Source organism: Pseudomonas sp. NFACC24-1 (assembly GCF_900115235.1).
GTDB lineage: Bacteria > Pseudomonadota > Gammaproteobacteria > Pseudomonadales > Pseudomonadaceae > Aquipseudomonas > Aquipseudomonas fluorescens_AA.
Genome location: NZ_FOVS01000012.1, coordinates 1 through 23,608 on the forward strand (window position 1 = coordinate 1; position 23,608 = coordinate 23,608).

A 23,608-nucleotide genomic window follows, 5' to 3' on the forward strand; every position below is an offset into this window, starting at 1 on the left:
CCAGGGACGCTCCGCGTTCCGCTTCTGCAAGGTGACGCAGAGCGTCACGGGATGCATTGCCCACGCAGAGCGTGGGAACGATCAATTGGCCGGTGCGATGAACGATCGCTCCTCACGCTCCGCGTGGGAATGCCACCAGGGACGCTCCGCGTTCCAACTTCACAGCGTCAATACCATCGCTGAATCTCAATCAACCCCTCCATCCCCGCATAATTGCGTGCACTGGAGTAGCGCCAATGCTCCGGTAACTCCACGTACCCGCGCTTCACTGGGTTGAGATGGATGTAATCCAGTTTCTGGCGCATTACCGCTTCGCTATAGATTTGCTCCGCATGTGAGCCTTCTTGCCAGAGTTGATAGACCCTGTCCTGCTTATGCGCTCGCTTGCTGAACCGCAGGCGTTGCAATGCTCGCTCAGCGCCCTTGCTCTGTAGGTCGTTGATGATCTGGCGCGCCGTAAAGGATTTGAACTGACACAAGCACTTGCTCAGATTCGGCGCTTGGGCAACGAAATGCAGATGGTTTTCCAGAACGACATAACCGAACAACTGCAAGTTTTGATGGGTTTGCTGATAGCGCCAGCACCCGAGCAGGTGATCAACGAGATAGGGCCGTATGAACAGCGGCAACCATTCCATCAATGTGCAGGTGAGAAAGTGGGGTTTTTCCGGTTCGGTGATGACGTAGCGGCTCCGGCCCATGGGATGCCTTCCTTTGCGGCGAGGGGAATGACTATGCTGCCGGTTCCGAGGCGCTTGAGGATAGACGAACAGGGCTCGGAGCACGTGGGAAGGGTCGGCAAACCCTCGATGATCGTTCCCATGCTCTGCGTGGGAATGCAGCCCGGGACGCTCTGCGTCCCCTTCAAGAGCCGAACGCGGAGCATCCGTAGAGGCATTCCCACGCGGAGCGTGGGAACGATCGACCGCAGTGGGCTTGTCGTCACAGATGCTTCAGCCGCTTGTGCCTACACGGGCGAAATCGTCGCCAGCACGCCGATCAAAAGAGTCAGTGCCAAAAACCCACCTAGAAAAATCGCCATCTTCGCCATGAGTACTCCTGGACCAAAAAATTGCAGTACACGGCAGCTCACTAGGCTAACCGCGTGGTTATTCTGGGGCCGGGCCCGGGTTCATTACAGAGGCACCTGGCGCAGAAAAATACGGATCAGACGCACGCCCTTCTACCCTCCTCGCGCAACGTCAATGAGCAAAAAAAGATAAAGCCCTACTGCATGCTTCTCTCACCAAAGGGAACGGATATACCAACGTATATTTTCATGTCCCAAGTCAGCGTGGTCATCGACCCGGGCAACACTTAATCTTGCCGGGCACTTAACGCCCCCGTTCAAGTGCGCTTCAACGTCATCACGTCCATTGATCGCAAGTGTGGTCGCAGCCCTGGTTTTCAAAGCGTAATAGAGGTGATCCATGCGCCCTTCATTCCTTGCACCTGCATTGACGCCCTTCAAAAACAGAGAACAACTCCCCGCCCATTCCTGGCGCGCCGACATAGCGTCCTTGGGCCTCCTGGTACTCTTGGCTGCCTTTGTATTCCATGGCCTGGATCAGATGAACCAGCCCCTCGGCGTGCTGGACGCTTCGCCACTGTCCCTGGACCTGGTGCACCTGCCGGAATATACCTTGCGCACCACGTTGCGCATGTTCATTGCCTTGTTTGTTTCATTGGTTTTTTCCTTGGTCATTGCCACCTTGGCAGCCAAAAGCCGCAAGGCAGCCATGGTGATCCTGCCGGCGTTGGATATTCTCCAATCCGTGCCAGTCCTGGGCTTTCTCACTTTTACCGTTGTGTTCTTCATGGGACTGTTCCCGGGCAAGGAAACCGGCGTGGAGTGCGCGGCCATCTTCGCCATCTTCACCAGCCAAGTCTGGAACATGACTTTCAGTTTCTATCAATCGCTGAGAACCGTGCCCAACGATCTCTACGATGTCAGCCGACAGTTCTCGTTTTCGCCATGGCAACGTTTCGTCAGGCTGGAGATGCCCTTCGCCACACCGGGCCTGGTGTGGAACATGATGATGTCGATGTCCGGCGGCTGGTTTTTCGTCGTCGCGTCCGAAGCCATTACCGTCGGCGACACCACCGTCAGCCTGCCGGGCATCGGTTCATGGCTGGCACTGGCGATCGAGCAGCAAAACATCGCCGCCATCGCTTGGGCGGTGCTGGCCATGGTTGGGGTGATCATTGCCTATGACCTGCTGTTCTTCCGGCCGATTGTCGCCTGGGCGGACAAATTCCGCTTCGAACAGACCGCCTCCCAGAAACGCCCACGGTCCAGGGTCTATGACCTACTGCGCTCGACTCGCCTGGTGCCCTTGGTGCTGCTGGCGCTGGGCAGCATCAAGGCCTCGTTGTTTCTGGAAAAGATCCCGCGGCTGCCGTCCATCCGCTTCAAGACCAGCGCCCGCGTCAACCGCGCCGCCGACCTGGCCTGGCTCGCCCTGGTCGCCGCGGCCTGCATCGCCGGCCTCCTGTACTTGTCGCGCTTCATTGGCAGCACGTTGGGCTGGGATGACGTCGCCAGTACCTTCGGCCTGGGCCTGGCCACCCTGTTGCGAGTCAGCGTGCTGATCGTGCTGGCCAGCGTATTGTGGGTGCCCATCGGAGTCTGGATCGGCTTGAACCCGCGCTGGGCCGAACGCCTGCAACCCGTCGCGCAATTGCTCGCGGCCTTCCCCGCCAACGTGCTGTTTCCGTTCGCGGTGATCGCCATCGTCGCCCTGAAACTCAACCCCGATGTCTGGCTCTCGCCTCTGATGATCCTGGGCACCCAGTGGTACATCCTGTTCAACGTGATTGCCGGTGCCAGCGCCCTGCCGACGGATTTGCGCGAGGCGGCGCGCAGCTTCCATGTGCGCGGCTGGCAGTGGTGGCGCCAGGTCGCGCTGCCGGGCGTCTTCCCTTACTACATCACCGGTGCCCTCACGGCAGCGGGTGGCTCATGGAACGCCAGCATCGTCGCCGAGGCGGTGTCCTGGGGTGATCAGCATCTGTATGCGTCCGGCTTGGGTGCCTTTATCGCCCAGGCCACCACGACCGGGGATCTGCATCGGGTGGCGCTGGGCGTCGTGGTCATGTCGATTTTCGTGGTGGGTTTCAACCGGTTGCTGTGGCGTCCGCTCTACGGTTTCGCCGAACGTCGGCTTCGAATTGATTGAGGGCAATCCCATGCAAGTAATAGACAAACGCTGCCTGGTGGATGTGCAGCAAGTCGGCCATGTCTACGGCACGGCTGGCGGTGCCGAGCGCCGGGTCCTGGACAATGTCTGCATGCGCCTGGACGAGGGCGAAATCGTCGGCCTGCTGGGGCGTTCGGGCTCCGGCAAATCGACCTTGCTGCGCTCCATCGCGGGCCTGATTTCGCCCACCACGGGAGTGGTGGATTTTCCGCCCAATGCCCAAGGGCTGGCGAGTTCGGTGCGCATGGTGTTCCAGAGCTTCGCCCTGTTCCCCTGGCTGACGGTGCTACAGAACGTCGAGGTCGGCCTCGAAGCCTTAGGCGTGGCGGCGCCCGAGCGACGTCGACGGGCGCTGGCCGCCATCGACATGATCGGCCTCGACGGCTTCGAAAGCGCCTTCCCCAAGGAACTGTCGGGCGGCATGCGCCAGCGCGTCGGCCTGGCCCGCGCACTGGTGGTCAACCCGGATGTGTTGTTGATGGACGAGCCGTTTTCCGCCCTGGACGTATTGACCGCCGAAACGCTGCGCACCGATCTGCTGGAGTTGTGGCGTGAGGGGCGCATGCCGATCAGGTCGATCCTGATGGTCACCCATAACATCGAAGAAGCCGTGCTGATGTGTGACCGGATACTGATTTTTTCCTCCAACCCGGGGCGAGTCATGAGTGAGATCGTCGTGGACCTCAGCCAGCCGCGCAATCGCGCCGACCCGGCGTTCCAAGCCTTGGTCGAACACATTTACGTGCAGATGGCCGGCGGCGCGAATGTCGGCTCCGCACGCCAGGAGACCTTTGCAGGCAGCGGCGTGGGCATGGTCCTGCCGTCGATTTCCAGCAATGCCCTGGCCGGGCTGATCGAAGCGGTGCAGGATCAGCCGTTTGCCGGCCAAGCGGATTTGCGCGAGCTCGCCGACGCATTGCGCTACACCGCCAGTGATCTTTTGCCGGTCGCCGAGGTGCTGCAGCTCCTGCGCCTGGCCGACCTGCAGGACGGCCACATCACCCTCCTGCCGGCCGGGCTGCGCTACGCCGAGTCAGCGGTGGATGAGCGCAAGCACCTGTTTGCCCGGCACCTGCTTAAATATGTGCCGTTGGTGGGGCATGTGCGCCGGGTGCTGGACGACCGCCCCACCCGCACCGCACCGGCCAGGCGTTTCCGAGACCAACTGGAAGATTTCATGTCCGAGCACGATGCCGCTATTACGCTGGACTGTGTCACGCAATGGGGGCGCTACGCCGAGTTGTTCGCCTATGACGAAGTGGCCGATCAGTTCAGCCTGGACAATCCATCCTGAGGTGCTGCGGTATAAACTGCGGGGATCGGTCGTTGGAGCAATGCGCGATGGACATTCAATGAGAAGAACCCAGTTGACCCTGCGTCTGGTGCTCCTGCTGGGATTGGCCCTCGGCATCGCGGCGATCGATACGGTCACCGACCTGGAAATCGCGGTCGGGGTCTTCCAGATCGTGGTGGTGCTGATCGCGGTGAGAATCCTGCCGGCACGCGCCGTGGCAGGGGTAGCGCTGATCTGCATGGTCCTGACGATCCTGAGTTATCGGCTGACGCGATTTGGCGACACGGAGGCCGGGCTGATCAACGTGCTGATCAGCCTCGCGGCCATCGCCGGCACGACGTACCTGGCGCTGCGGCTCTCGGCCGCCGTGGGCACGGTGCACCAGACCCGCGCCCACCTGGCGCACATCGCCCGCATCAACATGCTCGGCGAACTCGCCGCTTCGATTGCCCACGAAGTCAACCAGCCCCTGGCTGCCGTGGCCGCCAGCGGCGGTGCCTGCCTGCGCTGGATGGCGACCGAGCCGCCCAACCTGCCCAAGGCCCGCCAGGCGGTGGAGCGGATCATCGCCGACACCCACCGGGCGAGCGACATCATCGCTCGGTTGCGCGGCATGGCCCGGCATCAAGCACCGACGAAGCAGTGGCTGAACGTGGCCGACACGGTCCATGCCGCGTTGCGCTTGATGACGGGCGAGCTGAACGAGCAGAACATCACCTTGCAGGTACAGGTCCAGGACGGACTGCCGCCGATGCTGGCGGACGAAGTGCAGATCCAGCAAGTGATCCTGAACCTGGCGATGAACGCGCTCGACGCCATGCGTCAGGTTGACGTCGACCAGCGGGTTCTGCAGTTTCAGGTGACGCTCGAATCGCCTGGGCAACTGCTCTTTTCGGTATCCGACCAAGGCAATGGCTTGCCGGCCAGCGACCGCGAACGGGTGTTCGACGCCTTCTACAGCACCAAGCAGGACGGCATGGGGATGGGGTTGGCCATCAGCCGCTCGATCATCGAGGCCCATGACGGACGACTCTGGGCCACCAGCCATTCGCCCTCAGGTTCGACCTTTCACTTCACCCTGCCCGCCGTCACAAGGGAATCCGATGAGCCAGACTGACATGCATGACCAGCCCGACTCGAGGGTCTTCATCGTCGACGACGACCCTTCGGTACGGGCCTCCCTGCAAGACCTGCTGGCCTCCGTGGGCCTGGCGAGCATGGCCTTCGGCTCGGCCCGTGAATTCATGGACGCCGAACGGCCGGACGTTCCGGCGTGCCTGATCCTCGACGTGCGCATGCCGGGCCTGAGTGGGCTGGATTTCCAGCAGGAAATGGCGCGTTTGAATATCCAGGTCCCGGTGGTGTTCATCACCGCCCATGGCGACATTCCCATGTCGGTCAAAGCCATGAAGGCCGGGGCGCTGGAGTTCCTGACCAAGCCGTTTCGCGAACAGGACCTGCTCGATGCAATCACCCTGGGCCTGAACCGCGACCAGGAACGGCGCAAGGCCGCGGCGAGTGTCGACGCTCTGAAACGTCGGCATGACGCGTTGACTGACGGCGAGCGCGAGGTGATGGACCTGGTCGTGTCAGGGCTGTTGAACAAGCAGGTGGCCGCCCGACTGGGATTGAGCGAGGTGACCGTGAAAGTGCGGCGCGGGTCGTTGATGCGCAAGATGAATGCAGACTCGTTGGCAACGCTGGTGAAGATGTCGGAAAAACTCAAGGAAGCAGATCGCTAGCGGCCCATGATCACGGCTATCATTGCCGTTCGCCCCGTTGACGGGCGATGTCGTTGCCCCCCCTCAAGGACTCAGGTATGAACCTTCTGCCGTCACGCTCCACCCTCCTCGTCTCCAGCCTTTTGCTCAGCTCGCTGTGCTTCGCCGAAGGCGAGCCAACCGACGGCAGCCTCATCAAGGACTCGACCAAGGCAGCCGTCTCAAGCTTCATTACCGCCGGCAAGAACCTGTTGGGCGGCGTCAGCGAAGGCGTGCTCGATGGCCGCGAATCGGCCCAGGGTGCCGACGGCGCGACGATCATTTCTTCCAATGAGCAACTGAAAGACCGCGTCACCATCGAAGTCCTGAAGCTGGAGCCCGTCGACGACACCTTCAGCGTCACCCTCGGCTTCAAGAACAGCACCGACACCCAACTGCGCCTGATCAACCTTGGCCAGACGGGCGCCTTGCTCGCCATCGACCAGGCCGGTTACGCCAACAAGCTCGCAGGGTTTGAAAACCCGGATGAAGTCACCATTCCGCCGAAGACGGCCGTGCGGCAGAAGTTTGTGTTTGAAGGGTTGAACGAGAAAATCAACACCGTGCGCGTGTGGGGCCAGGATTATCAGGTTAAAAAATAAGGGGCGCTGCGTTGATCGTTCCCACGCTCCGCGTGGGAATGCATCCCGTGACGCTCTGCGTCACATGCCAAGGGCGGAACGCAGAGCGTCCCTGGTGGCATTCCCACGCGGGAGCATGGGAACGATCGATCCGCGTCAGCCGGCCTGGCACATCACCATCCGGTCAGGTAATCCTCAGTCAGCGGCGGCTTTTGCCACCTTCGCCGGCTCAAAATTCAACGCAAGCACACTCGCCAACACGATAACCGCCCCAACCATCACCATCGCCGCTGGGCGTTCGGCCAGGACTAGACAAGCCATCGACATCGCCGTGGGCGGTATCAGGTAAAGGGCCATGGAAGCGCGGCTCACGTCGCTGTGGGCCAGCACGTAAGCCCAAGCAAGGTACGCCAGCGCGCTGGGGAAAATACCGAGAATCAACACCGCCAGGTTCACCGAAGCCGAAGCCTGTCGCACCGCGCTCAACATGCCCGGCGCGAAAATGAACAACAGGAGTGTGCCCGACCAGACGGTGTAGCAAACCAGGGTCAAGCCGTCGTAGCGATGGGTATGGTGCTTCTGCAAAGCGAAATACACACTCCAGGACAGCGCCGCCAGCAGGATCAATAGCCCACGGACGTCCATGTCGCCCAAGCCTCGATCCCCCGTGACGACCACGGCAGCACCAAGCAAGCCGCACAGGACACAGCCCCATTGCCAAGCGCCGACTCTGTCCTTGAAGACAAAATGCGCCAGCAAAGTGCTGAACAAAGGCGTGGACTGGGCCAGAATACTGGCCGCCCCAGCACTGACACCCCGCTGACCGTAATTGAGGGCGATGTGGTGCAGACTCACGGCAAAGAAACCCAATACCGCCAGCAACGGTAAATCCCCGAGACGCGGCCAAGAAATACCCTTTGCTATCGCGACGACAGCCATGAACACCGAAGCGATGAGAAACCGCATCAATGCCAGCTGACCCGGTTCGTAAGCCTGCAAGCCGATGCGAATACCAATCGGCGAATAGGCCCAGCAAAGAATCACGAACAGCGTCGCCAGAATCAATTTCACGCGGGGTCTGCAGGGGTTCTTCAAGCCTTCCAACGGCACACATCGGGTTTCCATTCAGAGTTCCTGCGCACTGAGCGTCTGGTCGATTTACGCCGCAGTATCAAAACCACCCATCATCAATACAAGTGACTTAAACTCAGCCAACCATTCACTTTGGGTGAGCCATGGAACTGTCCCAACTGCGCATGCTCAAGACCGTCTGCGACACCGGCAGCATCGCCCGTGCCGCCGAAGTGCTGCACTGCGTGCCGTCCAACATCACGGCACGGCTCAAATCCCTGGAGCGGGAGCTGGGTACACCGTTGTTTTTTCGTGAAGGTCGCGGCTTGCGGGTCAGCCCGGCGGGCGAGGTGTTCCTGGGGTACGCGACCAAAATCCTCGGCCTGACGGAGGAAGCCCGCCGCGCGGTAAACCCCAGCCACACGCCAAGCGGACCGCTGCGCATAGGCGCCATCGAATCCAGCGCCACCGGGCGCCTGCCTCAGTTATTGGCCAAATACCACGCGCAGTATCCTCAGGTGTCGCTGGAACTGAGCACGGGGACTTGGGCACAGTTGCTGGACGATACCCAGCACCATCGGCTCGACGGTGTGATCGTGGCGGTCGATGTGGAACGGCCGGGGCTCAAGCGCGCCGTGATGTACCGCGAAGACCTGATGCTCATCGCCTCCGAATCCCACGGCCCCTTGCGCAACGCCGCAGACCTGCAAGGCAAGGCCATCTTCATGTGGCCCCCGGGCTGTCCGTACCGCCTTGCCCTGGAGCAGTGGTTGCTGCGCCATGACCAAGTGCAACCGATCATCAGCATCGCCAGCTATGGCGCCATCGTCGGCTGCGTCAGTGCCGGTGCCGGCGTCTCGCTGGTGCCTCGTGGGATCTATGAGCAGTATCGCCAGGGGGCTGGCTGGACAGGGTATGAGTTCCCTGAGCTGACGGGCATCGACAACCTGTTCTACTGGCATGAAAACGCTGGCCGGCATCCTGCCAGGGAAGCGTTTTTGACGATGTTGAAGACGGAGTTCGAAGGGTAGTTGCAACCTCGCCACAAACACCATTGAACTGCGCTGAGCGACATCCCGCCGCCCCTTCTTGTGGCGAGGGGATTTATCCCCGCTGGGGCGCGAAGCGGCCCTAAAAGCCGACAACTCGGTCCACCGACCAACACAAACCCCGTGGCGAGGGAGCTTGCTCCCGCTGGACTGCAAAGCAGTCCTGAAAACCTGTGTACCAAGCCAAATCTCAGGGCTTGTTCGAAGGGCCGCTTCGCGGCCGGCGGGAGCAAGCTCCCTCGCCACAGGTTCTCATCAATCTTGCCTGTCAGCGCACGGCTGAAAAATGTTACATAGTTGAAGGATCGGTCCTAACCGCACTACGACAGGGAGTCAGCTTTGGAACCAGCACCACCGTTTATCCTCCATGAAACGAACCATTGGACAGTCAACCATCACTTGGCATCCGCCCTGCCCGGCTACCTCATGCTCGGCGCCAAGGCTCACGTGAATTCATTGGCCCAATTGGCAGGTTGCGTCAGCCATTCAAATCAGCTGTACCGGTCACATGAACATCAAAACATCATCCGTTGCTCTACTCGGCATCTTGTCATTCATGCAAGCGTCAGCGTCCTTCGCGGACAACGCCAATGGGAAAACACTCTATCTTCAGCGATGCGCCGTGTGCCATGGCGCGGACATCAAGGGAACAGGACCATTGGCCAAGAAAAGCAGCCCGCCAACCCCTGACCTTACGACACCCGCCTTCAAGAAACGACTGACCGATTACCCGGGTGTGATTGTCTCTTCAATCATACTTCGCCCCAATGGAAACCTGATTCCAAGGACCTTGAAAGAGAATGGCGTGAAGATCCCGCCGCACCCTTGGAGCGTCAACGACCTGCGCGATCTGCATCAATACATGAGTGAGGTCATTTCAAATAAATGATCTTAGGGGGACTGCACCTCGGCTTATCGATAACAACAGGCAATGCCCAGGTTTCTCGGACTGGGTATTGGAGTGCTTTAAAAAACCGTCAGTAAAGCGTATTGGCAACACGCTCCGGCAGTGCCTTGTCATAAGCGTCGCCATCGACCTGCGATGGGCAAATGCGTTTGAACACCTCGCCTGCCGTGGGCAGTGCACTGCGCTCGATCTGCCGCTTCACATCCCATAGCCCCGCCCTGACCACCGCCCTGCTGCACTGGAAGTAAACACTGGTTACGGTGACTTCCAGAACGGTTCGAGGGAGTTGCCCTTTCACTGCGAAGCGGGACAACAGGGCTGGCTCGATGGATATCCTGGCCGTGCCATTCACGCGCAAGGTTTCCCCCACGCCGGGCACGAGGAAAAGCAGCGCGACCCGGGGATCCTCAACGATGTTTCGCAGCGAATCGATACGGTTGTTGCCGCGGCGGTCGGGCAAATACAGCGTCTTGCTGTCGTGGACATGAACGAACCCCGGCGCATCGCCCCTCGGAGACGCATCCAAGCCTCCGGGGCCTGAGGAAGCAAGAATCACAAAGGATGCAGCCTCTATGAAGGGCTGGTAAACCGGATGGATATGGTCGACTTCCTTGAGCATCGAGGGCGTCGCGACGGGGCCGTAGAGGCTTTCCAGTGCTTGCGTCGTGGTGATGTAGGCGCTGCTGTCGTTGTCGCGCTCCATACTCGTCTCCTCTGTAGATGTTTAAAAATCGCATTCAGTTGCGCCGCGCCCTCTCAACCTTCCAACCCAACGACGACCGAATCGACCGCTCTCAGGTCTTGGAGCTCATGCGCCCCTGGATCGCCACGCGCAAGCAACCCCAGGCAATAAAGCCGACGATCACGCCCTCGGCGACACCCACCAGTAAGTTGAAGGAAAAGCTCAGCGGCTGCTCGGCCCAATAGAACGTCGTCGAGCCCGTTCGAAAGCCACTGACGCGCAGCCGCCCGGTAAAAATGGCCGGCACCAAGGTCATGACGTTAGTCAGTTCCAGCACCGCAAAGAAGGCGCCCAATAGCGTGAGCAAGGCACGCGCCGGCACGCCCAGTTTCTCGGTCAGCTCAAGCGCAGGCGCGTCACCCTGTTCCCGGCGCTGACGGGCTGCCCTTACTGCCTTGCCGCTGCTAGGGGCCGGAGTTGGCCTGTAAGGCACCTTCACAACCAGCGCCGCCCCCTCGACGACCTCAGTGGGCAGCGCCACGCCCAGGTAATCGGCCAGCTCCCGCAGCCACACGTCCGTGCGTTGACTGCCCGGCACCACCGGAACGTTGTCGGTGGTCAGGCGCTGCGCGGTGCCATCGCGCAGTATCAGCCACAGCTGGGTGCGAGCTCGCCCAGCCTGCGGGAGGCGGCGCAGCTCGAGGGATTTGGCAACATCGATCCGGAAGGCCGATTGCACACGCTCGCGGCGCCCGAAAAAGTTACGGGTCAGGCGCTTGCCTTCGCCGTCGACCCGCGACAACACCAACGTCTCGTGGACGCCGGTGTACACCACCAGCAGCAGGCCAAGGGCAGGAATCAGCAGCCACAGCAGCACCATCAATAGAGCGGACAGTGGATCCACCTCCGCCATCAACGAGGCCCCATCAACCATCAAAAACACGGCGAACGCCATCGGCAAGATAAAGGCCAACGCCCCTATCACCAACACGACCAAGCTCTGCACCACGTTGCGCGAATGGATGTGCAGGTCACCCTGCGCGGTGCGCTCGAACCGATGTCCTATCAACATTGCATGCCTCCTGCTGCGTTGCTTTGCAGACTGTTCGAGGGGCCGGGATGACGATTGGAACGCCTCGGGCCGGGATGGTGTTCCAGAGGCGCAGGATACCGGATGTCGCGGCCTCGGGGTTGGGGTGGGGTTTTCTTCGGTGTGAGTAATTGCTCCTACAGAAATGGATAAAGTCGGTTCGTTTCCTTGGAGAGTTCTCATGATTCCTACGAAGGCCTCGGAATCTCTCACCTTGTTCGTCTTGGGTGCGCAAATCTATAGTCCCTCACGTCGCCCAAATGGCGATCAGGTTTGGCGACCTGGGATCACGTGCAAAAGTGCTGCGTTTTTTGCGATGGCTTTGGCACACTTGCGCGGCTGTCCGTTATGGCAGTTGTGCGCGGGAGACCTTCGGGTCTGCCGGTTCCGATCCCGGTTCGCCAACCTGCGTGCAACTGCCACCCAATTGTTTGGCGACGATTGAGTGGTTAAAACCTCACTAGATCGGAGCTTCAAACATGGAAAGATACGTTCCTATCACCGGCATCGACTGTACCCCTGCGTCCCTACTCATCGATACCCAAGCACCGCTTGACGTCTTGCATGCAACCGCTGACTACCGTATTCGCGTGGTTACCCAGGTCTTGGAAAACATTGCGTTTCGCTCCGAGATCGCCAGCGACACCGTGGTGCTGTCGGATTTTGCACAGCTTTTGGTGATTCCGCTGCGGGATGGGTGTGATTTGCTGGAGGTGATTGGTCGGCGGCTTCAGGCGCAGGTTGAAAACTGATGGAATTACGGGCGTCTGAGAACGCCCGTTTTTTCTATCCGTGACCATGAGCGACAGAGAACAACCCACAGCGGCCAAGCACTGGATTGTGTCGCAGGAGGCTATAAATGGCCAAAAAATCTAAGATTGCAGCCGCCCAGACCGCCGAGCCTGTGAAAGCTCTCGCAGCTAATTTAAAAGCCCCGGCCAAAGTTACAACGGCTAAAGAACTATCTGCTGCCGCCAAACCGAAGACTCCCCGAGGGGAAGCCGCTGCATCATCAAAACAGATGTACAACTCCCATTCTGACGCAGCTGAACGAATGCTGCAGTTGGCTCAATTCCTTTCTGAAGATCCGGAGGAAGCCAAGGTATTTGCGAAGAAGACGGGGGTGTACTCTGAAGCAGGCGAACTTACGGCTGCTTATCGATAATGTATCAAAACCTCCCTTCGTTCGTTTTGGGCTTCCATGGATGTGATCGAGATGTCGGCGAGGCTGTACTTGCCGGCGAGTCCCTTACACCAAGCACTAACGACTATGACTGGCTAGGGCAAGGCATCTACTTTTGGGAAAATAGTCCAGAGCGAGCTCTGAGTTATGCTGAAAGTATCAAGCGCTACAAGAAGCGCGGTAAAGGGGCAATCAAGAATCCTTATGTCATCGGCGCTGTCCTCGATCTTGGTCTCTGCTTCAACTTGACCGAGGAAGGTGCTTTATTAGAGCTTAAGAGCGCTTACGCCCTATTGGAAGCAACCGCAGCCGCCACCGGCAACCCTCTTCCGATTAATAGCCCAGGGTTCGAAAGCGACTTGGACCTGCTGAAATGTCACTTGGACTGCGCTGTATTTTAGAACATGCATACAGCCCGTACAAAACTTGATTTCCCCGCTTACGAAACTGCTCGATCACCTTTTAATGAAGGTGTAGGACTATATCCTGGGACAAGTTTTCGAGAAAAAACCCATATCCAGATTTGCGTACGTGAGATTAGCTGTATTAAAGGTTATTTTCGGCCGTTGAACGATGATGGCAGTCTATTTCAGGCTAACGGCTGATGGTGTAAAGAATAGGGTAGATTCATTTCTGTTCAAATACATCCACCCCTTCTTTCAGAGCTAATCTCATAGCGCGCGCTCATCGTTACCTGCCAGTTGCTTCGCCCCCCTAGCCTCAAGGTCGAGAGGGTCAGAGATTGGCTATCTACGGTGCTCATCAAGGACTGCTTTCGGCCCAGAGTGTGTAAAAACGCTTCGCCAAGATTGAAGTGCGCGCGTCTACGTTAAATCTGAAATTTATCGGCACGTCAGCAGATGTGGATTTCGCGTAGAAGCGCGATTTTAAGTCCGGTTTTGAGTACCTTTCGCGCTCAAAAACGTTTTTACACAGCCTCGGCCAGAAGCAGACGGTCACCTAAGATAAGTTTCCACCTCAAACGGCCCCAATGCTTGACATGGGGCCTCCGTAGCGGCGGGCGAAGCATGTGAACGTACCTGTTAGGACGTTGTACATTGACCTCTTTGAAGGAAATCTTTTAGCGCGGCCTGATAGAGCGTTAATGGTTGATTTTCCGCATTGAATAGGGCGAAGGGAATCATCGTGAGATGTGAGAAGGACGTGGAACTTATTGAATAAGTTCTTTGCCTGCAAAAGCTGTGGTCTTTATTCAGTATGAAATTAAACTTGAAAAGGTTTGGCCTTGAACACCAACTAGGAATTAAACCAAGACTCAAGCCCGTTAAGTATTCTTGTGCGCAAGCGCCGCCAGATGAAAATTCCGAGATTTTTATTTCTAAGGTAGGAAGGGGTAAAGCTGTAAGGTTTGAGCTAGTATTTTGCGCGCTTGGAATAAATTTTAGTGTCGTTGCGTATGCGTCCCTGGCAAAGCGACTATCTTTCCATGGAGAGTTTATTTCGTAACTGAAGCTGAAGATATTTTCTTTTTCTTCGGATTCAACGTGTTCGTTGATTGTCGGCTGGGACGAATAGGATGTGCAGCCAGAACACAATATCGCAATGCTGATGAAAACAAGTCCATTTGCTATTAAGCGGTGCATACTCAGTTTCCCCAACTATTAATTAGCCGACATATCTACCGCTTGATAACTGTATTGAATGCAACATAGCGTCTCATCCACACGCATGATTTTTGAATCAGAATAACAGATGAGACTGTGCGCGGGACATCTGAAGGAAGAAAGATGACAACGTTTCACGCACATTCCCGGTACATTCGCTGCTTCCCCACGACCGGCTTTCGACCACAAACAGCCACATGTTCTAAATCGATAGCCAATTGGATCGGCCGCTGCTTTGTCAATGTAGGTGAAAGCCTGCTTCTGGACGATTGCTGGCCTTCCTGAAGGGCAGCTTCTGGCCGAGGCTGTGTAAAAACGTTTTTGAGCGCGACAGGTACTCAAAACCGGACTTAAAATCGCGCTTCTACGCGAAATCCACATCTGCTGACGTGCCGATAAATTTCAGATTTAACGTAGATGCGCGCACTTCAATCTTGGCGAAGCGTTTTTACACACTCTGGGCCGGCTCCTGCCTAGCGAAAAGCGCCAATCGACCCAATCACAACAATAACAACAATAACAACAGAGGCCACAAATGCAGCCTCTCGGAGGGTTTAGTGAAACCGCCTTTCGCGTAATCACACAACTTGCAACGACACCTCTTTAATCGCCAGCAACCTCAGAAATCCACAGTAGCCGACACCTTCAGCGTACGCGGTGCCCCTTGGGTCAGATAACCACCGTTGGCCGAGGCCCAGTAATTCTCATCGGCGACGTTCTCCAGCATCGCGTTGAAGGTCACCCCGCGGCCATCCATTTTCGTCCGATAGCGCGCGCCCAGGTCGACGCGGGTCCAGGCGGGGATGCTGTAGTCGTTGGCGCTGTCAACGAACTGGCCGCCGGTGCGCAGTAGCAGGCCGTTCAGGCTCACCCCGGGCAAGCCGGGCACATCCCAATCGGCGCCCAGGTTGAACTGGAATTTCGGCACCCCCACCGCCTGGTTGCCATCGTCGCGACCGCCAGCGGTGCCGCGCAGTTCGGCTTTGGTCCAGGTGGCACCGCTCAGCAGGCGCAAGCCGTCCAGCGGCTCGCCGAACAGGCTGAGCTCCACGCCGCGATTGCGCTGCTCGGCATCCACTCGGTAGTAGCCGTCGCCACCGAGCACGCCCTGGGGCTGTTCGATGCGGAACAGGCTGAGGCTGCCACCGAAGGTGCCCCAGTCGAGCTTGGCGCCTATCTCGGTCTGCTTGGAGCGATAGGGTGCGAACATCTCGCCGTTGTTGAGTGCGGCGGCCGGCGCGGTCGGGCCCTGTTGCAGAGACTCGACGCGGTTGGCGTAGAGCGACAGGTACTCAGTGGGCTTGATCACCAGGCCATAGGCCGGCGTGGTGATGCTTTCCTGATAGCTGGAGGTGCGGGCACCGCTGGCCGCGCTCCAGGCGTCGGCACCGATGGATTGGCGGCGCACGCCCAGGGTCAGCAGCACGCGGTCGTCGAGCAAGCCCAGGGTGTCGGACACCGCCAGGCTACGGTTCTGCACCTTGGCGGTGGTGTCCGGGTCGTGGATATCGCCGGAGACGCTGGTGGCCGGTGGCTCGGCGACGGGCTGGCCCTGATACAGATTACCGAAACCACGACTGCCCGCCGCGGTGGTCTCGAACGCGTTGCGCTTTTCCTGCCAGATGCCGTTGGCGGCCAGGTTGATGCTGTGGCTGACCGGCCCGGTGGCGAGTTCGCCGCGCAGCCCGGTGACGGCGCTCAGGGTTTCCTGGTCCAGCGGCGAATAAAGGCGGCCGATACGGGCGTCGCCATTCGCGCCGTAGACGTAGTTGGAGGCGTAGACACCGTTCTCCCGCGTGTATTTGCCGCCTGCGCTCAGGTAGGCGGTCCACGTGGGCGACAGATCGTACTCGGCGCTGAACATGCCATAGGTGTCTTCGAGCTGCGACCAGCTCCAGGGTTGCGCGTAGTTGTGGTCGGAGTCCGGTGCCGACGGCGTCTTGCCGTTGAGTGTGCTGGTAGGTCCCGTCGTGGTGAGGTAGACCACCGAGCGCCCCTCATTGACCCGTTGCTTCTGGTAACCGAGATCCGCGGACAGGCGCAGACGGTCACCGCGGTAGTCCAGGCCTAGGGTGGCCAGGCTGAAGCGCGAGTGCTCATCGTCCACCGCGGTCTCGCCCTCGCGCTGGGCCAGGTTCACCCGCACGCCGAAGCGGTTGTCCTCGCCGAAGCGCTGGCCCAGGTCGAGGTGCCCGCCCACTCGGCTGTCGCTGGCATAGTCCAAGGTGGCGCTGCGTGTGGGGGTGTCTTCGGCACGCTTGGAGACCACGTTGATCGCCCCGCCGACACCGCTGCCCGACGGCGACACGCCATTGACAAAGGCGTTGGCCCCCTTGAACACCTCGACCCGCTCGACCGACTCGGTGGAGATGATCTGGCGCGGCAGAATGCCGTACAGCCCGTTGAAGGCAATGTCGTCGCTGAACAGCTGAAACCCGCGCACGACGAACACCTGGGAGAAGTTGCCGAAGCCGAACGACTGACGCACGCCCGGATCGCTGGCCAGCACATCGGCCAGGGTCTGCGCCTGGCGCTTCTCGATCAGCTCGGAGGTGTAGCTGGAGAAGGCGAAGGGCACATCTTGCATGTCCTGGTTGCCCAGCACACCGATGCGGGCACCTCGCGCCGCCTCGCCGCCGGCGTACTCGGCCGGCAGGTCGACACGGCCTTCGGCGAGCCCGCTGATGGTGGTCGGGCCCAGCTCCAGCAAGCCCTGCTCGGGCAGCGGCACCAGGGTGATGGTGCCGTCGTTGCCGGTCTGGAAGGTCAGGCCGCTGCCCTCCAGCAACCGCTGCAGGCCGTCGACCACCGAATAGTCGCCCTTAAGCGCCGGCACCACGGCGCTGCCACGGGTCAGGCCGGCGTCATAGAGCAGCCGCACGTCGGCCTGCTCGGCGAAATCGGTGAGCGCCGCGTCGAGCCGCTGGGCAGGCACGTCGAGCTCGACGGCTTGCGCCTGTGCGGCGGCAATGGCCAGGGGAAGAACGGCTAGCGCCGCGAGGAAGGAGGTCGACCGCATGCTGATGTCCTTGGCTTTCAATACGAAGAAGTCGCATTTGCAGGAACGGAAGACGAAGGCGGCGATGATTTCTGAACCATCGCCGCCTAAATATTTTCTTTTTTTGAAGGGACAGGCGCGGGCCTCAGCGGCGGGACGTGACCAGAATCAACCCCGGCAGGCGCACCAGACGCACAGGCAAGGTGGTTTCCACAGAGCTCAACACCGCCTGTGGGTCGTCAAGGGCGAACACGCCGGTCACTTGTAGCCGGCGAGCGGCTTCGTCGACAAACAGCACCCGCGCAGACTGGCTTCGCTCAAGCTCGGCGAACACTTGCTCCAGCGGCCGGTCGCGGAACACCAGCTTGCCGCGCTGCCAGCCCAAGCGCTGGCGCCCATCCAATGCTTGCGGCGCCTGCAGCGCCCCGCCGCGCCACTGCACCTGCTGCCCGCCCACCACGGGCAGCGGCTCGCACCCCTCGCTGGAGGCCAGCACGCGGCCCTCGCTTACCGCGAGGTCGACACCGCCCTCCTCCAGACGCACATCGAAGCGCGTGCCAGTGACGCGGATGCGCGCCTCGCCGGCCCTGACAATGAACGGCCGGGCCGGGTCATGGGCGACCTGGAAATCCGCCTCGCCGCGGTACAGCCTGACCTCGCGGCGACCGTCGACAAACTGCCAGTCCAGCGCCGAATCGCCGTTGAGGGTCAACAGCGAACCATCGGCCAGACGCACCTCGCGCACCTCCCCCGGCTGGGTACTGATGTCGGCATACAGGCCAATCCAGGTGCCGCGCGGTAGCCACAGGGCGAGCAACAGCATCGCGGCGCAGGCCAGTGGAGCCGCCCAGTGTCGACGACGACGCAGCACGCGCACCTGAGGCTGCTCGGTCGGACGTTCTATCTGGCCGAGCAACGACCACAGCCCTTCCACCTCACGCAACGCCTGCTCATGTTCGGGCGCCGCCTGGCGCCAGGCCTGCGCGGCAGCGCGATCGGCAGCGGTGGCGCGGCCAGAATGCAGCAGCACCTGCCATTGCCGGGCCTGATCGAGAAGCGAAGGATGAGTCACGGCTACGGGTCCATCTGCTGCTGGCAGTGTTCGAGGGCCTTCAGGATATAGCGTCCGGCCATGCTTTCCGAGACACCCAGGCGTTCGCCGATCTCACGCTGGGTCAGCCCGTCCAGGCGATTCCACAACAACGCCTGGCGCAGGTGCGGTGGCAAATCCTGGACCACGCGCTGCAGTCGCTCCAGGCGCTGGGCGTCACTTGCCGCTCGCTCCGGACCCGGCTGGGCACTGACCAATTCGATGGATATCTCCTCCTCGACGGGGCGGGATTTTTGCTGACGGCGGTAGTCGATGATCAGGTTGCGCGCGATGCGATAGAGAAATGCACGAAGATTGCCGATCTCTTGCCCGGACTCGCGCCGGCGAAAGCGCAACCAAGTCTCCTGGCGCAGGTCGGCCGCCAGTTCTGCGCACTTCACCTGGCGTGTGAGGAAGTGCAGCAGTTCACTCGAATGGCTCTCGAACTGGCCGTCGGTGGAATAAGGATCGGATGGCCTGGACACGCAAGCGACTCAAGCGAGGAAGAGTCGCGAGAATATATCAAATGATAATGACTTTCAATCACACCAGAGGCGAACACACGCGGGTCGCGGCCCTCCCCCGTACGAGGTTAAACGTCAAAGGTGAAGGCCTGCCGGACCTCTTGTTGCCAAGCTTCGAATAATCAACCTGCCGCGACTCGGCATCAGGCGATCAAGCCCAGCGTCAATGCCTTCAGGGTCGCGGCAGCTCGGGTCGAGCATTCCAGTTTGCGAAATATGCTTTCCATGTGTGTGCGAACGGTGCTCGGACTGATGTCCAGCAGTCGCGCCACCTGCTTGTTACTGGCGCCACGACTGATTTCCAGGAGTACATGACACTCCCGTGCGGTGAGTAACGAACTCTTCGACTGATGAGTCAGACGCTCGCCACGTGCAGCGGCGATAACCGCTTCGCATACAGCCTTGTCGAACAAACCACTGGCGGCCTCCTGCTCCAGCAGTCTGGCCGCCTCCGATTCGCCGTGGGCCGCCCTCCAGGGCCTGGCTTCCCTGAGTGCGACCCAGGCTACGGAAGTGGCGAGCAGTCGATGCTCGGCACACAGTGCATCCCCCATCACACCTCGAAAGTAGCCACTGCCGTTGAGCCGTTCGTAGGCATGGGCGGCAATCTCGGCAGGCACGGCCAGTTCACTGATAGGCCTGAGCGCCTGTTGCGTCCAGTAGGGAACCAGGTGTACCCGCTCCGCGGCGCCATAAGGAAGCGCCCCGGCGGTGTTCCAGAGCTGGTTGGAAACGGCTGCCCGACCCAGACCGTAGACGAGGGCCGCCTTTCCGAGCGCTGCCAGGGTGGGTTCACCTAGCCCCCACAGGCGCGCAGCCTCCATGGCGACATGCGCCACCCGCCGCGAATGCCCCGCCAGCCAGGGTAACTTCAAGTCAATCACGTCCCCCACCAAGGTCAGCGAGACGGAGCGTTCGGCCTCCCCATGGACCGGGTTTTGAGAGCGGCCATCCAGGTCTGCCAGCCACGCCCTGGCGTTATCCATGAGCAACGACGCGAGGGCAGCGGGATAGCGCCGATCCGACTGGTCGCGGATCCAGCGCAGCGCCGCGTCCAAGCCATGTGCTCGACTGAGAATATCCAGATCACCGGCAAGCACCACCTGATAGGCGACCTCCGGAATGTGCTCATGGGTCAAGCCCAGCGGCCGGCCAGTCCCGTCGTAGGTTTCGAATACGCGGCACAGGCCTGCCTCGACAGCGGCCCCCAGTTCGAGGGTTTTCGCGACTTCGCCGGAGACCTCGCAGTGCACAACGGCCAGCGGGGTCGCCTGATGCACCGCGTTCATGGCCTCTTTGCTCAGGGTCAGGTCGAGCATCGCGCGGCGGCCATCGACGTCATCACCGAGCAGATCCGCAAACCCTTCGGCATTGGCGGTGCAGCCGGACCAGCGCAGCAAGGCAACCTGCTCCGCCACCCTCAGGTGCTCGCCATCGCCGTGTGAGACCTGCGCCAGCCTGCGCGCCAGTGCGGCAACGCGTCGGGAATGGCCGAGTGGCTGGCCCATGCTGAGGTCCCCGACCTGACCGATCGCCTGCAGCGCTGCGCTCAATGAAATGTCCAGTTGCAACGCACTATCCATGAAAAATGCCTTGGGGTCGGATAAATGACCGATGCCCACGAAGCAGGCCAGTCAGCAGAATTGAGCTCCCACACAGGAGTTCATGCCATGAAAACATTCAGATCAAAAGCCGTCACCCTCGCCTTCGCCCTTGCAAGCACATTGGCCGCAGGTATCAGCCAGGCCCAAGATACAACGCCTTCGGTGGTCATCGTACACGGCGCGTTCGCCGACGGCTCCGATTGGGCCAAGGTCGTGCCGCTTCTGCAGGCCAAGGGGGTTGCCGTTTCGGTCGTGCAAAACCCGCTCACCTCGCTTGCCGACGATGTCGCTGCAACGCAAAGAACGCTGAACAATCAGACGGGGCCGGTCGTACTGGTCGGTCATTCCTGGGGCGGCACCGTGATTACCCAGGCCGGCAGCGACGAGAAAGTCCGCGCCCTGGTGTACGTCGCCGCCTTCGCTCCCGATGCCGGCCAAACCAGCGGCGAACAAGGCAAAGGCGCGCCCACACCCCCGGGCATCAGTCAAATCAAGGCTGACGGCAACGGTTTCCTCTACTTGACCCCGGAAGGCATGGCGAAGGACTTCGCCCAGGATCTTCCCGCGGCGCAGACCGCCGTGATGACCGCGACGCAAGGCCCCATCAAGGCATCCGCGTTCGAGGACAAAACAACCGTCTCTGCCTGGAAGACCAAACCGTCCTGGTATCTGCTCGCCACCGAGGACCGGATGATCCATCCCGATGTCCAGCGTTCTGCCGCCAAGCGTATCGGCGCCACCCTGGCACAGGTGCACACCAGCCATGTGCCCCAGCAGTCGCAGCCGGCCGAAGTGGCCAAGGTGATTCTCGAGGCCGTGAAAAGCGTCGGCGCGCAGTGATCGCTGCGACGCGACACCCCTGATAGTCCTGAACTCAAACGCCGCATCGATACGGAACGGACGCATGAATCATCGGCATGATCGGAACTACGACTTCATCGTGTGTGGTGCGGGTACGGCGGGTTGCGTGGTCGCGGCCCGCCTTGCCCAACAGGACAACGCACGCGTGTTGTTGATTGAAGCAGGCAACGAATACGCCGGCCCTGAGGTTGTAGAGCCGGCGCAGTGGCCGCTGAACCTCGGTTCAGAGCGCGACTGGGCATTCGCGGGACAACCCAATCCCCACCTCAACGGTCGTCGTCTTCCCTTGAACATGGGCAAGGGGCTTGGAGGTGGCTCCAGCATCAACGTGATGGTCTGGGCACGCGGGCATCGATCGGACTGGGATTACTTCGCCGCCGAGTCCGGCGATGGCGCCTGGGGATACGATTCAGTACTGGATTACTACCGCAGGATCGAGAACTGGCACGGCAGCCCGGATGCCGCACGGCGCGGTTCAGGTGGGCCCGTGCATGTCGAGCAGCCAGCCTCGCCTCAACCCCTCGCCTGGGCAACCCTGGAAGCGGCCGGTCGTTTGGGTATCCCCCGATATGGCAGTCCCAACGGAGCGATGATGGAAGGCCCGGGCGGAGCCGCTATCACCGATCTACGCATCAACCAGGGCAGGCGCGAATCCGTTTACGATTCCTATGTCCGGCCACGGCTGCACCAACCGAACCTGACTGTCCTCACCGGCGCGCTGGTGGCCCGTGTCCTGCTTAGCGGCACGAGGGCGGTCGGTGTCGAAGTGATCATCGAAGGGCAACGGCAGTGCTTCTATGCCGAAGCCGAAGTTGTCTTGTCCATGGGCGCGGTGAACACGCCCAAGGTGCTCATGCAGTCAGGCATCGGCCCGGAGAGTGAGCTGCGCCCCCATGGCATCGTCCCGATCAGTCACCTTCCCGGCGTGGGTCAGAATCTTCAGGACCACATTGCCTTTGGCTGTACCTGGGAGTACCTGCAACCCCAGGCGGTTGGTGGCGGCGGTTGTGAAACCACGTTGTACTGGAAAAGCGACAGTCGCCTGGACGCCCCGGACCTGCTGCACTGCCAGCTTGAATTTGCGGTGCCCTCTCCTGCTGAAGTGGGTATCCAGCCACCGCAACAGGGTTGGACGATGTTCGCAGGGCTGGCCAGGCCTGTCAGTCGAGGGCGCCTGCGTCTATCGGGCGCCGGGCCTTCGGATGCTCCACTCATCGAGCCGAACTCGCTGAGCGCACCCGAGGATATGGCGGCGGCGTTTGCATCGATCGACCTCTGCAGGGCACTCGGGAACAGCGAAACCTTCAACGACCTGGTAAAGCGCGAGGTGGTGCCCGGGCCGAAAGCTCACCGCGCCATGGAGCAATTCATCCGCAACTCTGCCGTGTCCTATTGGCACCTGTCCTGCACCGCGAAAATGGGCCGAGATGAGATGTCTGTGGTCGACCACCAGCTGCGCGTATATGGCATCGAGAAATTGCGGATCGCGGATGCCTCGGTCATGCCGCGCATCACCGTCGGCAACACCATGGCGCCTTGCGTGGTCATTGGCGAGCGGGCAGCCGATCTCGTCCTCGCGGCCCAGGGTGTTGATGCGTTAGAGAACAGACCTCTTTCAGCCAAAAAAGGAACGACTCCCTCAACTCGGCGATAGCGTCAGCCAGCGAGGCAAAGCGGGTCCGTCATGCCGAGGGCGCCTTGACTGCCCGCAGGTGCATGAAGATCACCCTGCAATTGTGGCGGTTGTCTGATCAGCTACGGTGCTCGCGGCCCGGACAGCACTTGGGGACAAGCCCACCGAACGTTTGAAAGCCCGGCTAAAGGCGGCCAATGAGCCGTACCCCAATTGGCTGGCGACGGTTTCGACAGGTTGATGCTCTCGCAGCGGTGATCAAGGCAACGGGCAGCAACCATCCGGTATTGGTCGGCTGGTCGTTGGGCGGCGTGGTCATATCCAACTACCTGGCCGCCTATGGTGACGCTGACCTCGGTGGCGTCATGTATGTCGACGGTGTAATCGAACTTAACGCTGCGCTGATCAGCGCAAGTACTGGCCGTACTGAAGCCATTCCTTGCCCGGAGCGAAGTC

At 60.4% G+C, this 23,608-nt stretch carries 20 protein-coding genes and 3 pseudogenes; 14 read left to right on the forward strand and 9 right to left on the reverse strand.

Features of this window, described 5'->3' with window-relative positions; all coding sequences use genetic code 11:
* Nucleotides 1-167 precede the first annotated feature (167 nt).
* A complete protein-coding gene (locus BM317_RS12930; RefSeq protein ID WP_092167289.1) occupies nt 168-701 on the reverse strand; it encodes an REP-associated tyrosine transposase in 534 nt (177 codons plus the stop codon).
* A gap of 870 nt (nt 702-1,571) precedes the next feature.
* Here BM317_RS12930 and BM317_RS12940 point away from each other — a divergent pair.
* The 5 genes from BM317_RS12940 (at nt 1,572) to BM317_RS12960 (ending at nt 6,856) form a co-directional block, all read left to right on the forward strand.
* On the forward strand, nt 1,572-3,179 hold the full coding sequence (locus tag BM317_RS12940) for an ABC transporter permease (RefSeq protein WP_256574137.1): 1,608 nt from the start codon (nt 1,572-1,574) through the stop codon (nt 3,177-3,179).
* Nucleotides 3,180-3,189: 10 nt separating this feature from the next.
* On the forward strand, nt 3,190-4,494 hold the full coding sequence (locus tag BM317_RS12945; RefSeq protein ID WP_092167284.1) for an ABC transporter ATP-binding protein: 1,305 nt from the start codon (nt 3,190-3,192) through the stop codon (nt 4,492-4,494).
* Between the two features lie 58 nt (nt 4,495-4,552).
* Nucleotides 4,553-5,611: a sensor histidine kinase gene (locus BM317_RS12950; protein WP_092167282.1), complete on the forward strand. Its 1,059-nt coding sequence runs from the start codon at nt 4,553-4,555 to the stop codon at nt 5,609-5,611.
* A complete protein-coding gene (locus BM317_RS12955) occupies nt 5,598-6,236 on the forward strand; it encodes a response regulator transcription factor (protein ID WP_092167279.1) in 639 nt (212 codons plus the stop codon). Before BM317_RS12950 ends, BM317_RS12955 begins: the two co-directional genes overlap by 14 nt.
* A gap of 77 nt (nt 6,237-6,313) precedes the next feature.
* Nucleotides 6,314-6,856 (forward strand): hypothetical protein, encoded by a 543-nt coding sequence (locus tag BM317_RS12960; RefSeq protein WP_092167277.1) that lies wholly within the window; start codon nt 6,314-6,316, stop codon nt 6,854-6,856.
* Between the two features lie 174 nt (nt 6,857-7,030).
* On the opposite strand, the gene BM317_RS12965 is transcribed toward BM317_RS12960, so the two are convergent.
* Nucleotides 7,031-7,960 (reverse strand): DMT family transporter, encoded by a 930-nt coding sequence (locus tag BM317_RS12965; RefSeq protein ID WP_092167274.1) that lies wholly within the window; start codon nt 7,958-7,960, stop codon nt 7,031-7,033.
* Between the two features lie 110 nt (nt 7,961-8,070).
* Here BM317_RS12965 and BM317_RS12970 point away from each other — a divergent pair, with 110 nt between their 5' ends.
* The 3 genes and pseudogenes from BM317_RS12970 (at nt 8,071) to BM317_RS12980 (ending at nt 9,844) form a co-directional block, all read left to right on the forward strand.
* Nucleotides 8,071-8,937 carry a LysR family transcriptional regulator gene (locus BM317_RS12970; protein ID WP_092167272.1) on the forward strand — a complete coding sequence of 289 codons (867 nt, stop codon included), beginning with the start codon at nt 8,071-8,073 and terminating at the stop codon, nt 8,935-8,937.
* Between the two features lie 357 nt (nt 8,938-9,294).
* A pseudogene (locus tag BM317_RS31115) lies at nt 9,295-9,423 on the forward strand (HIT family protein); the annotation flags it as partial.
* 40 nt (nt 9,424-9,463) lie between these two features.
* Nucleotides 9,464-9,844 (forward strand): c-type cytochrome, encoded by a 381-nt coding sequence (locus BM317_RS12980; protein WP_092167269.1) that lies wholly within the window; start codon nt 9,464-9,466, stop codon nt 9,842-9,844.
* Nucleotides 9,845-9,932: 88 nt separating this feature from the next.
* Here the strand turns inward: BM317_RS12980 and BM317_RS12985 are convergent, their stop codons facing one another.
* Both BM317_RS12985 and BM317_RS12990 read right to left on the reverse strand, forming a co-directional pair.
* Nucleotides 9,933-10,565: a pyridoxamine 5'-phosphate oxidase family protein gene (locus BM317_RS12985; RefSeq protein WP_092167266.1), complete on the reverse strand. Its 633-nt coding sequence runs from the start codon at nt 10,563-10,565 to the stop codon at nt 9,933-9,935.
* Nucleotides 10,566-10,656: 91 nt separating this feature from the next.
* Nucleotides 10,657-11,616 (reverse strand): hypothetical protein, encoded by a 960-nt coding sequence (locus BM317_RS12990; RefSeq protein ID WP_092474499.1) that lies wholly within the window; start codon nt 11,614-11,616, stop codon nt 10,657-10,659.
* 497 nt (nt 11,617-12,113) lie between these two features.
* Here BM317_RS12990 and BM317_RS12995 point away from each other — a divergent pair, with 497 nt between their 5' ends.
* The 3 genes from BM317_RS12995 to BM317_RS13005 all read left to right on the forward strand — a co-directional run bounded on the left by BM317_RS12995 (nt 12,114) and on the right by BM317_RS13005 (nt 13,218).
* On the forward strand, nt 12,114-12,386 hold the full coding sequence (locus tag BM317_RS12995) for a hypothetical protein (protein ID WP_092167261.1): 273 nt from the start codon (nt 12,114-12,116) through the stop codon (nt 12,384-12,386).
* A 107-nt stretch (nt 12,387-12,493) separates the two neighbouring features.
* Complete coding sequence (locus tag BM317_RS13000; RefSeq protein ID WP_092167258.1) at nt 12,494-12,799, forward strand: hypothetical protein; 306 nt, start codon at nt 12,494-12,496, stop codon at nt 12,797-12,799.
* Nucleotides 12,799-13,218, forward strand: a complete 420-nt coding sequence (locus tag BM317_RS13005) for a hypothetical protein (protein ID WP_256574138.1) — start codon at nt 12,799-12,801, stop codon at nt 13,216-13,218. Before BM317_RS13000 ends, BM317_RS13005 begins: the two co-directional genes overlap by 1 nt.
* A gap of 1,843 nt (nt 13,219-15,061) precedes the next feature.
* Here the strand turns inward: BM317_RS13005 and BM317_RS13015 are convergent.
* From BM317_RS13015 to BM317_RS13030, 4 genes are all read right to left on the reverse strand, one after another.
* Entirely contained in the window at nt 15,062-17,461 is a 2,400-nt protein-coding gene (locus BM317_RS13015; protein ID WP_092167253.1) for a TonB-dependent receptor, read from the reverse strand.
* A gap of 124 nt (nt 17,462-17,585) precedes the next feature.
* On the reverse strand, nt 17,586-18,512 hold the full coding sequence (locus BM317_RS13020; RefSeq protein ID WP_092167250.1) for a FecR family protein: 927 nt from the start codon (nt 18,510-18,512) through the stop codon (nt 17,586-17,588).
* A 2-nt stretch (nt 18,513-18,514) separates the two neighbouring features.
* Complete coding sequence (locus BM317_RS13025) at nt 18,515-19,015, reverse strand: RNA polymerase sigma factor (protein WP_092474501.1); 501 nt, start codon at nt 19,013-19,015, stop codon at nt 18,515-18,517.
* A 182-nt stretch (nt 19,016-19,197) separates the two neighbouring features.
* Complete coding sequence (locus tag BM317_RS13030) at nt 19,198-20,637, reverse strand: HD domain-containing phosphohydrolase (protein WP_092167245.1); 1,440 nt, start codon at nt 20,635-20,637, stop codon at nt 19,198-19,200.
* An 87-nt stretch (nt 20,638-20,724) separates the two neighbouring features.
* Here BM317_RS13030 and BM317_RS13035 point away from each other — a divergent pair, with 87 nt between their 5' ends.
* Both BM317_RS13035 and BM317_RS13040 read left to right on the forward strand, forming a co-directional pair.
* Nucleotides 20,725-21,498, forward strand: coding sequence for an alpha/beta hydrolase (locus BM317_RS13035; protein WP_092167242.1), 774 nt, complete (start codon nt 20,725-20,727; stop codon nt 21,496-21,498).
* Between the two features lie 64 nt (nt 21,499-21,562).
* Nucleotides 21,563-23,173, forward strand: coding sequence for a GMC family oxidoreductase (locus BM317_RS13040; protein ID WP_256574139.1), 1,611 nt, complete (start codon nt 21,563-21,565; stop codon nt 23,171-23,173).
* Between the two features lie 69 nt (nt 23,174-23,242).
* On the opposite strand, the pseudogene BM317_RS13045 reads toward BM317_RS13040, so the two are convergent.
* Nucleotides 23,243-23,398 (reverse strand): annotated as a pseudogene (locus tag BM317_RS13045) (helix-turn-helix domain-containing protein); the annotation flags it as partial.
* Between BM317_RS13045 and BM317_RS13050 the strand changes: the two are divergent.
* Nucleotides 23,398-23,565, forward strand: a pseudogene (locus tag BM317_RS13050) (alpha/beta hydrolase); the annotation flags it as partial. The pseudogenes BM317_RS13045 and BM317_RS13050 overlap by 1 nt on opposite strands.
* Nucleotides 23,566-23,608: the final 43 nt, after the last annotated feature.

What these genes read in the sequence shown, in the direction of transcription:
- BM317_RS12930 (WP_092167289.1), bottom strand. Translation starts at nt 701, where the DNA reads ATGGGCCGGAGCCGCTACGTCATCACCGAACCGGAAAAACCCCACTTT.
- BM317_RS12940 (WP_256574137.1), top strand. Translation starts at nt 1,572, where the DNA reads ATGAACCAGCCCCTCGGCGTGCTGGACGCTTCGCCACTGTCCCTGGAC.
- BM317_RS12945 (WP_092167284.1), top strand. Translation starts at nt 3,190, where the DNA reads ATGCAAGTAATAGACAAACGCTGCCTGGTGGATGTGCAGCAAGTCGGC.
- BM317_RS12950 (WP_092167282.1), top strand. Translation starts at nt 4,553, where the DNA reads ATGAGAAGAACCCAGTTGACCCTGCGTCTGGTGCTCCTGCTGGGATTG.
- BM317_RS12955 (WP_092167279.1), top strand. Translation starts at nt 5,598, where the DNA reads ATGAGCCAGACTGACATGCATGACCAGCCCGACTCGAGGGTCTTCATC.
- BM317_RS12960 (WP_092167277.1), top strand. Translation starts at nt 6,314, where the DNA reads ATGAACCTTCTGCCGTCACGCTCCACCCTCCTCGTCTCCAGCCTTTTG.
- BM317_RS12965 (WP_092167274.1), bottom strand. Translation starts at nt 7,960, where the DNA reads ATGGAAACCCGATGTGTGCCGTTGGAAGGCTTGAAGAACCCCTGCAGA.
- BM317_RS12970 (WP_092167272.1), top strand. Translation starts at nt 8,071, where the DNA reads ATGGAACTGTCCCAACTGCGCATGCTCAAGACCGTCTGCGACACCGGC.
- BM317_RS12980 (WP_092167269.1), top strand. Translation starts at nt 9,464, where the DNA reads ATGAACATCAAAACATCATCCGTTGCTCTACTCGGCATCTTGTCATTC.
- BM317_RS12985 (WP_092167266.1), bottom strand. Translation starts at nt 10,565, where the DNA reads ATGGAGCGCGACAACGACAGCAGCGCCTACATCACCACGACGCAAGCA.
- BM317_RS12990 (WP_092474499.1), bottom strand. Translation starts at nt 11,616, where the DNA reads ATGTTGATAGGACATCGGTTCGAGCGCACCGCGCAGGGTGACCTGCAC.
- BM317_RS12995 (WP_092167261.1), top strand. Translation starts at nt 12,114, where the DNA reads ATGGAAAGATACGTTCCTATCACCGGCATCGACTGTACCCCTGCGTCC.
- BM317_RS13000 (WP_092167258.1), top strand. Translation starts at nt 12,494, where the DNA reads ATGGCCAAAAAATCTAAGATTGCAGCCGCCCAGACCGCCGAGCCTGTG.
- BM317_RS13005 (WP_256574138.1), top strand. Translation starts at nt 12,799, where the DNA reads ATGTATCAAAACCTCCCTTCGTTCGTTTTGGGCTTCCATGGATGTGAT.
- BM317_RS13015 (WP_092167253.1), bottom strand. Translation starts at nt 17,461, where the DNA reads ATGCGGTCGACCTCCTTCCTCGCGGCGCTAGCCGTTCTTCCCCTGGCC.
- BM317_RS13030 (WP_092167245.1), bottom strand. Translation starts at nt 20,637, where the DNA reads ATGGATAGTGCGTTGCAACTGGACATTTCATTGAGCGCAGCGCTGCAG.
- BM317_RS13035 (WP_092167242.1), top strand. Translation starts at nt 20,725, where the DNA reads ATGAAAACATTCAGATCAAAAGCCGTCACCCTCGCCTTCGCCCTTGCA.
- BM317_RS13040 (WP_256574139.1), top strand. Translation starts at nt 21,563, where the DNA reads ATGAATCATCGGCATGATCGGAACTACGACTTCATCGTGTGTGGTGCG.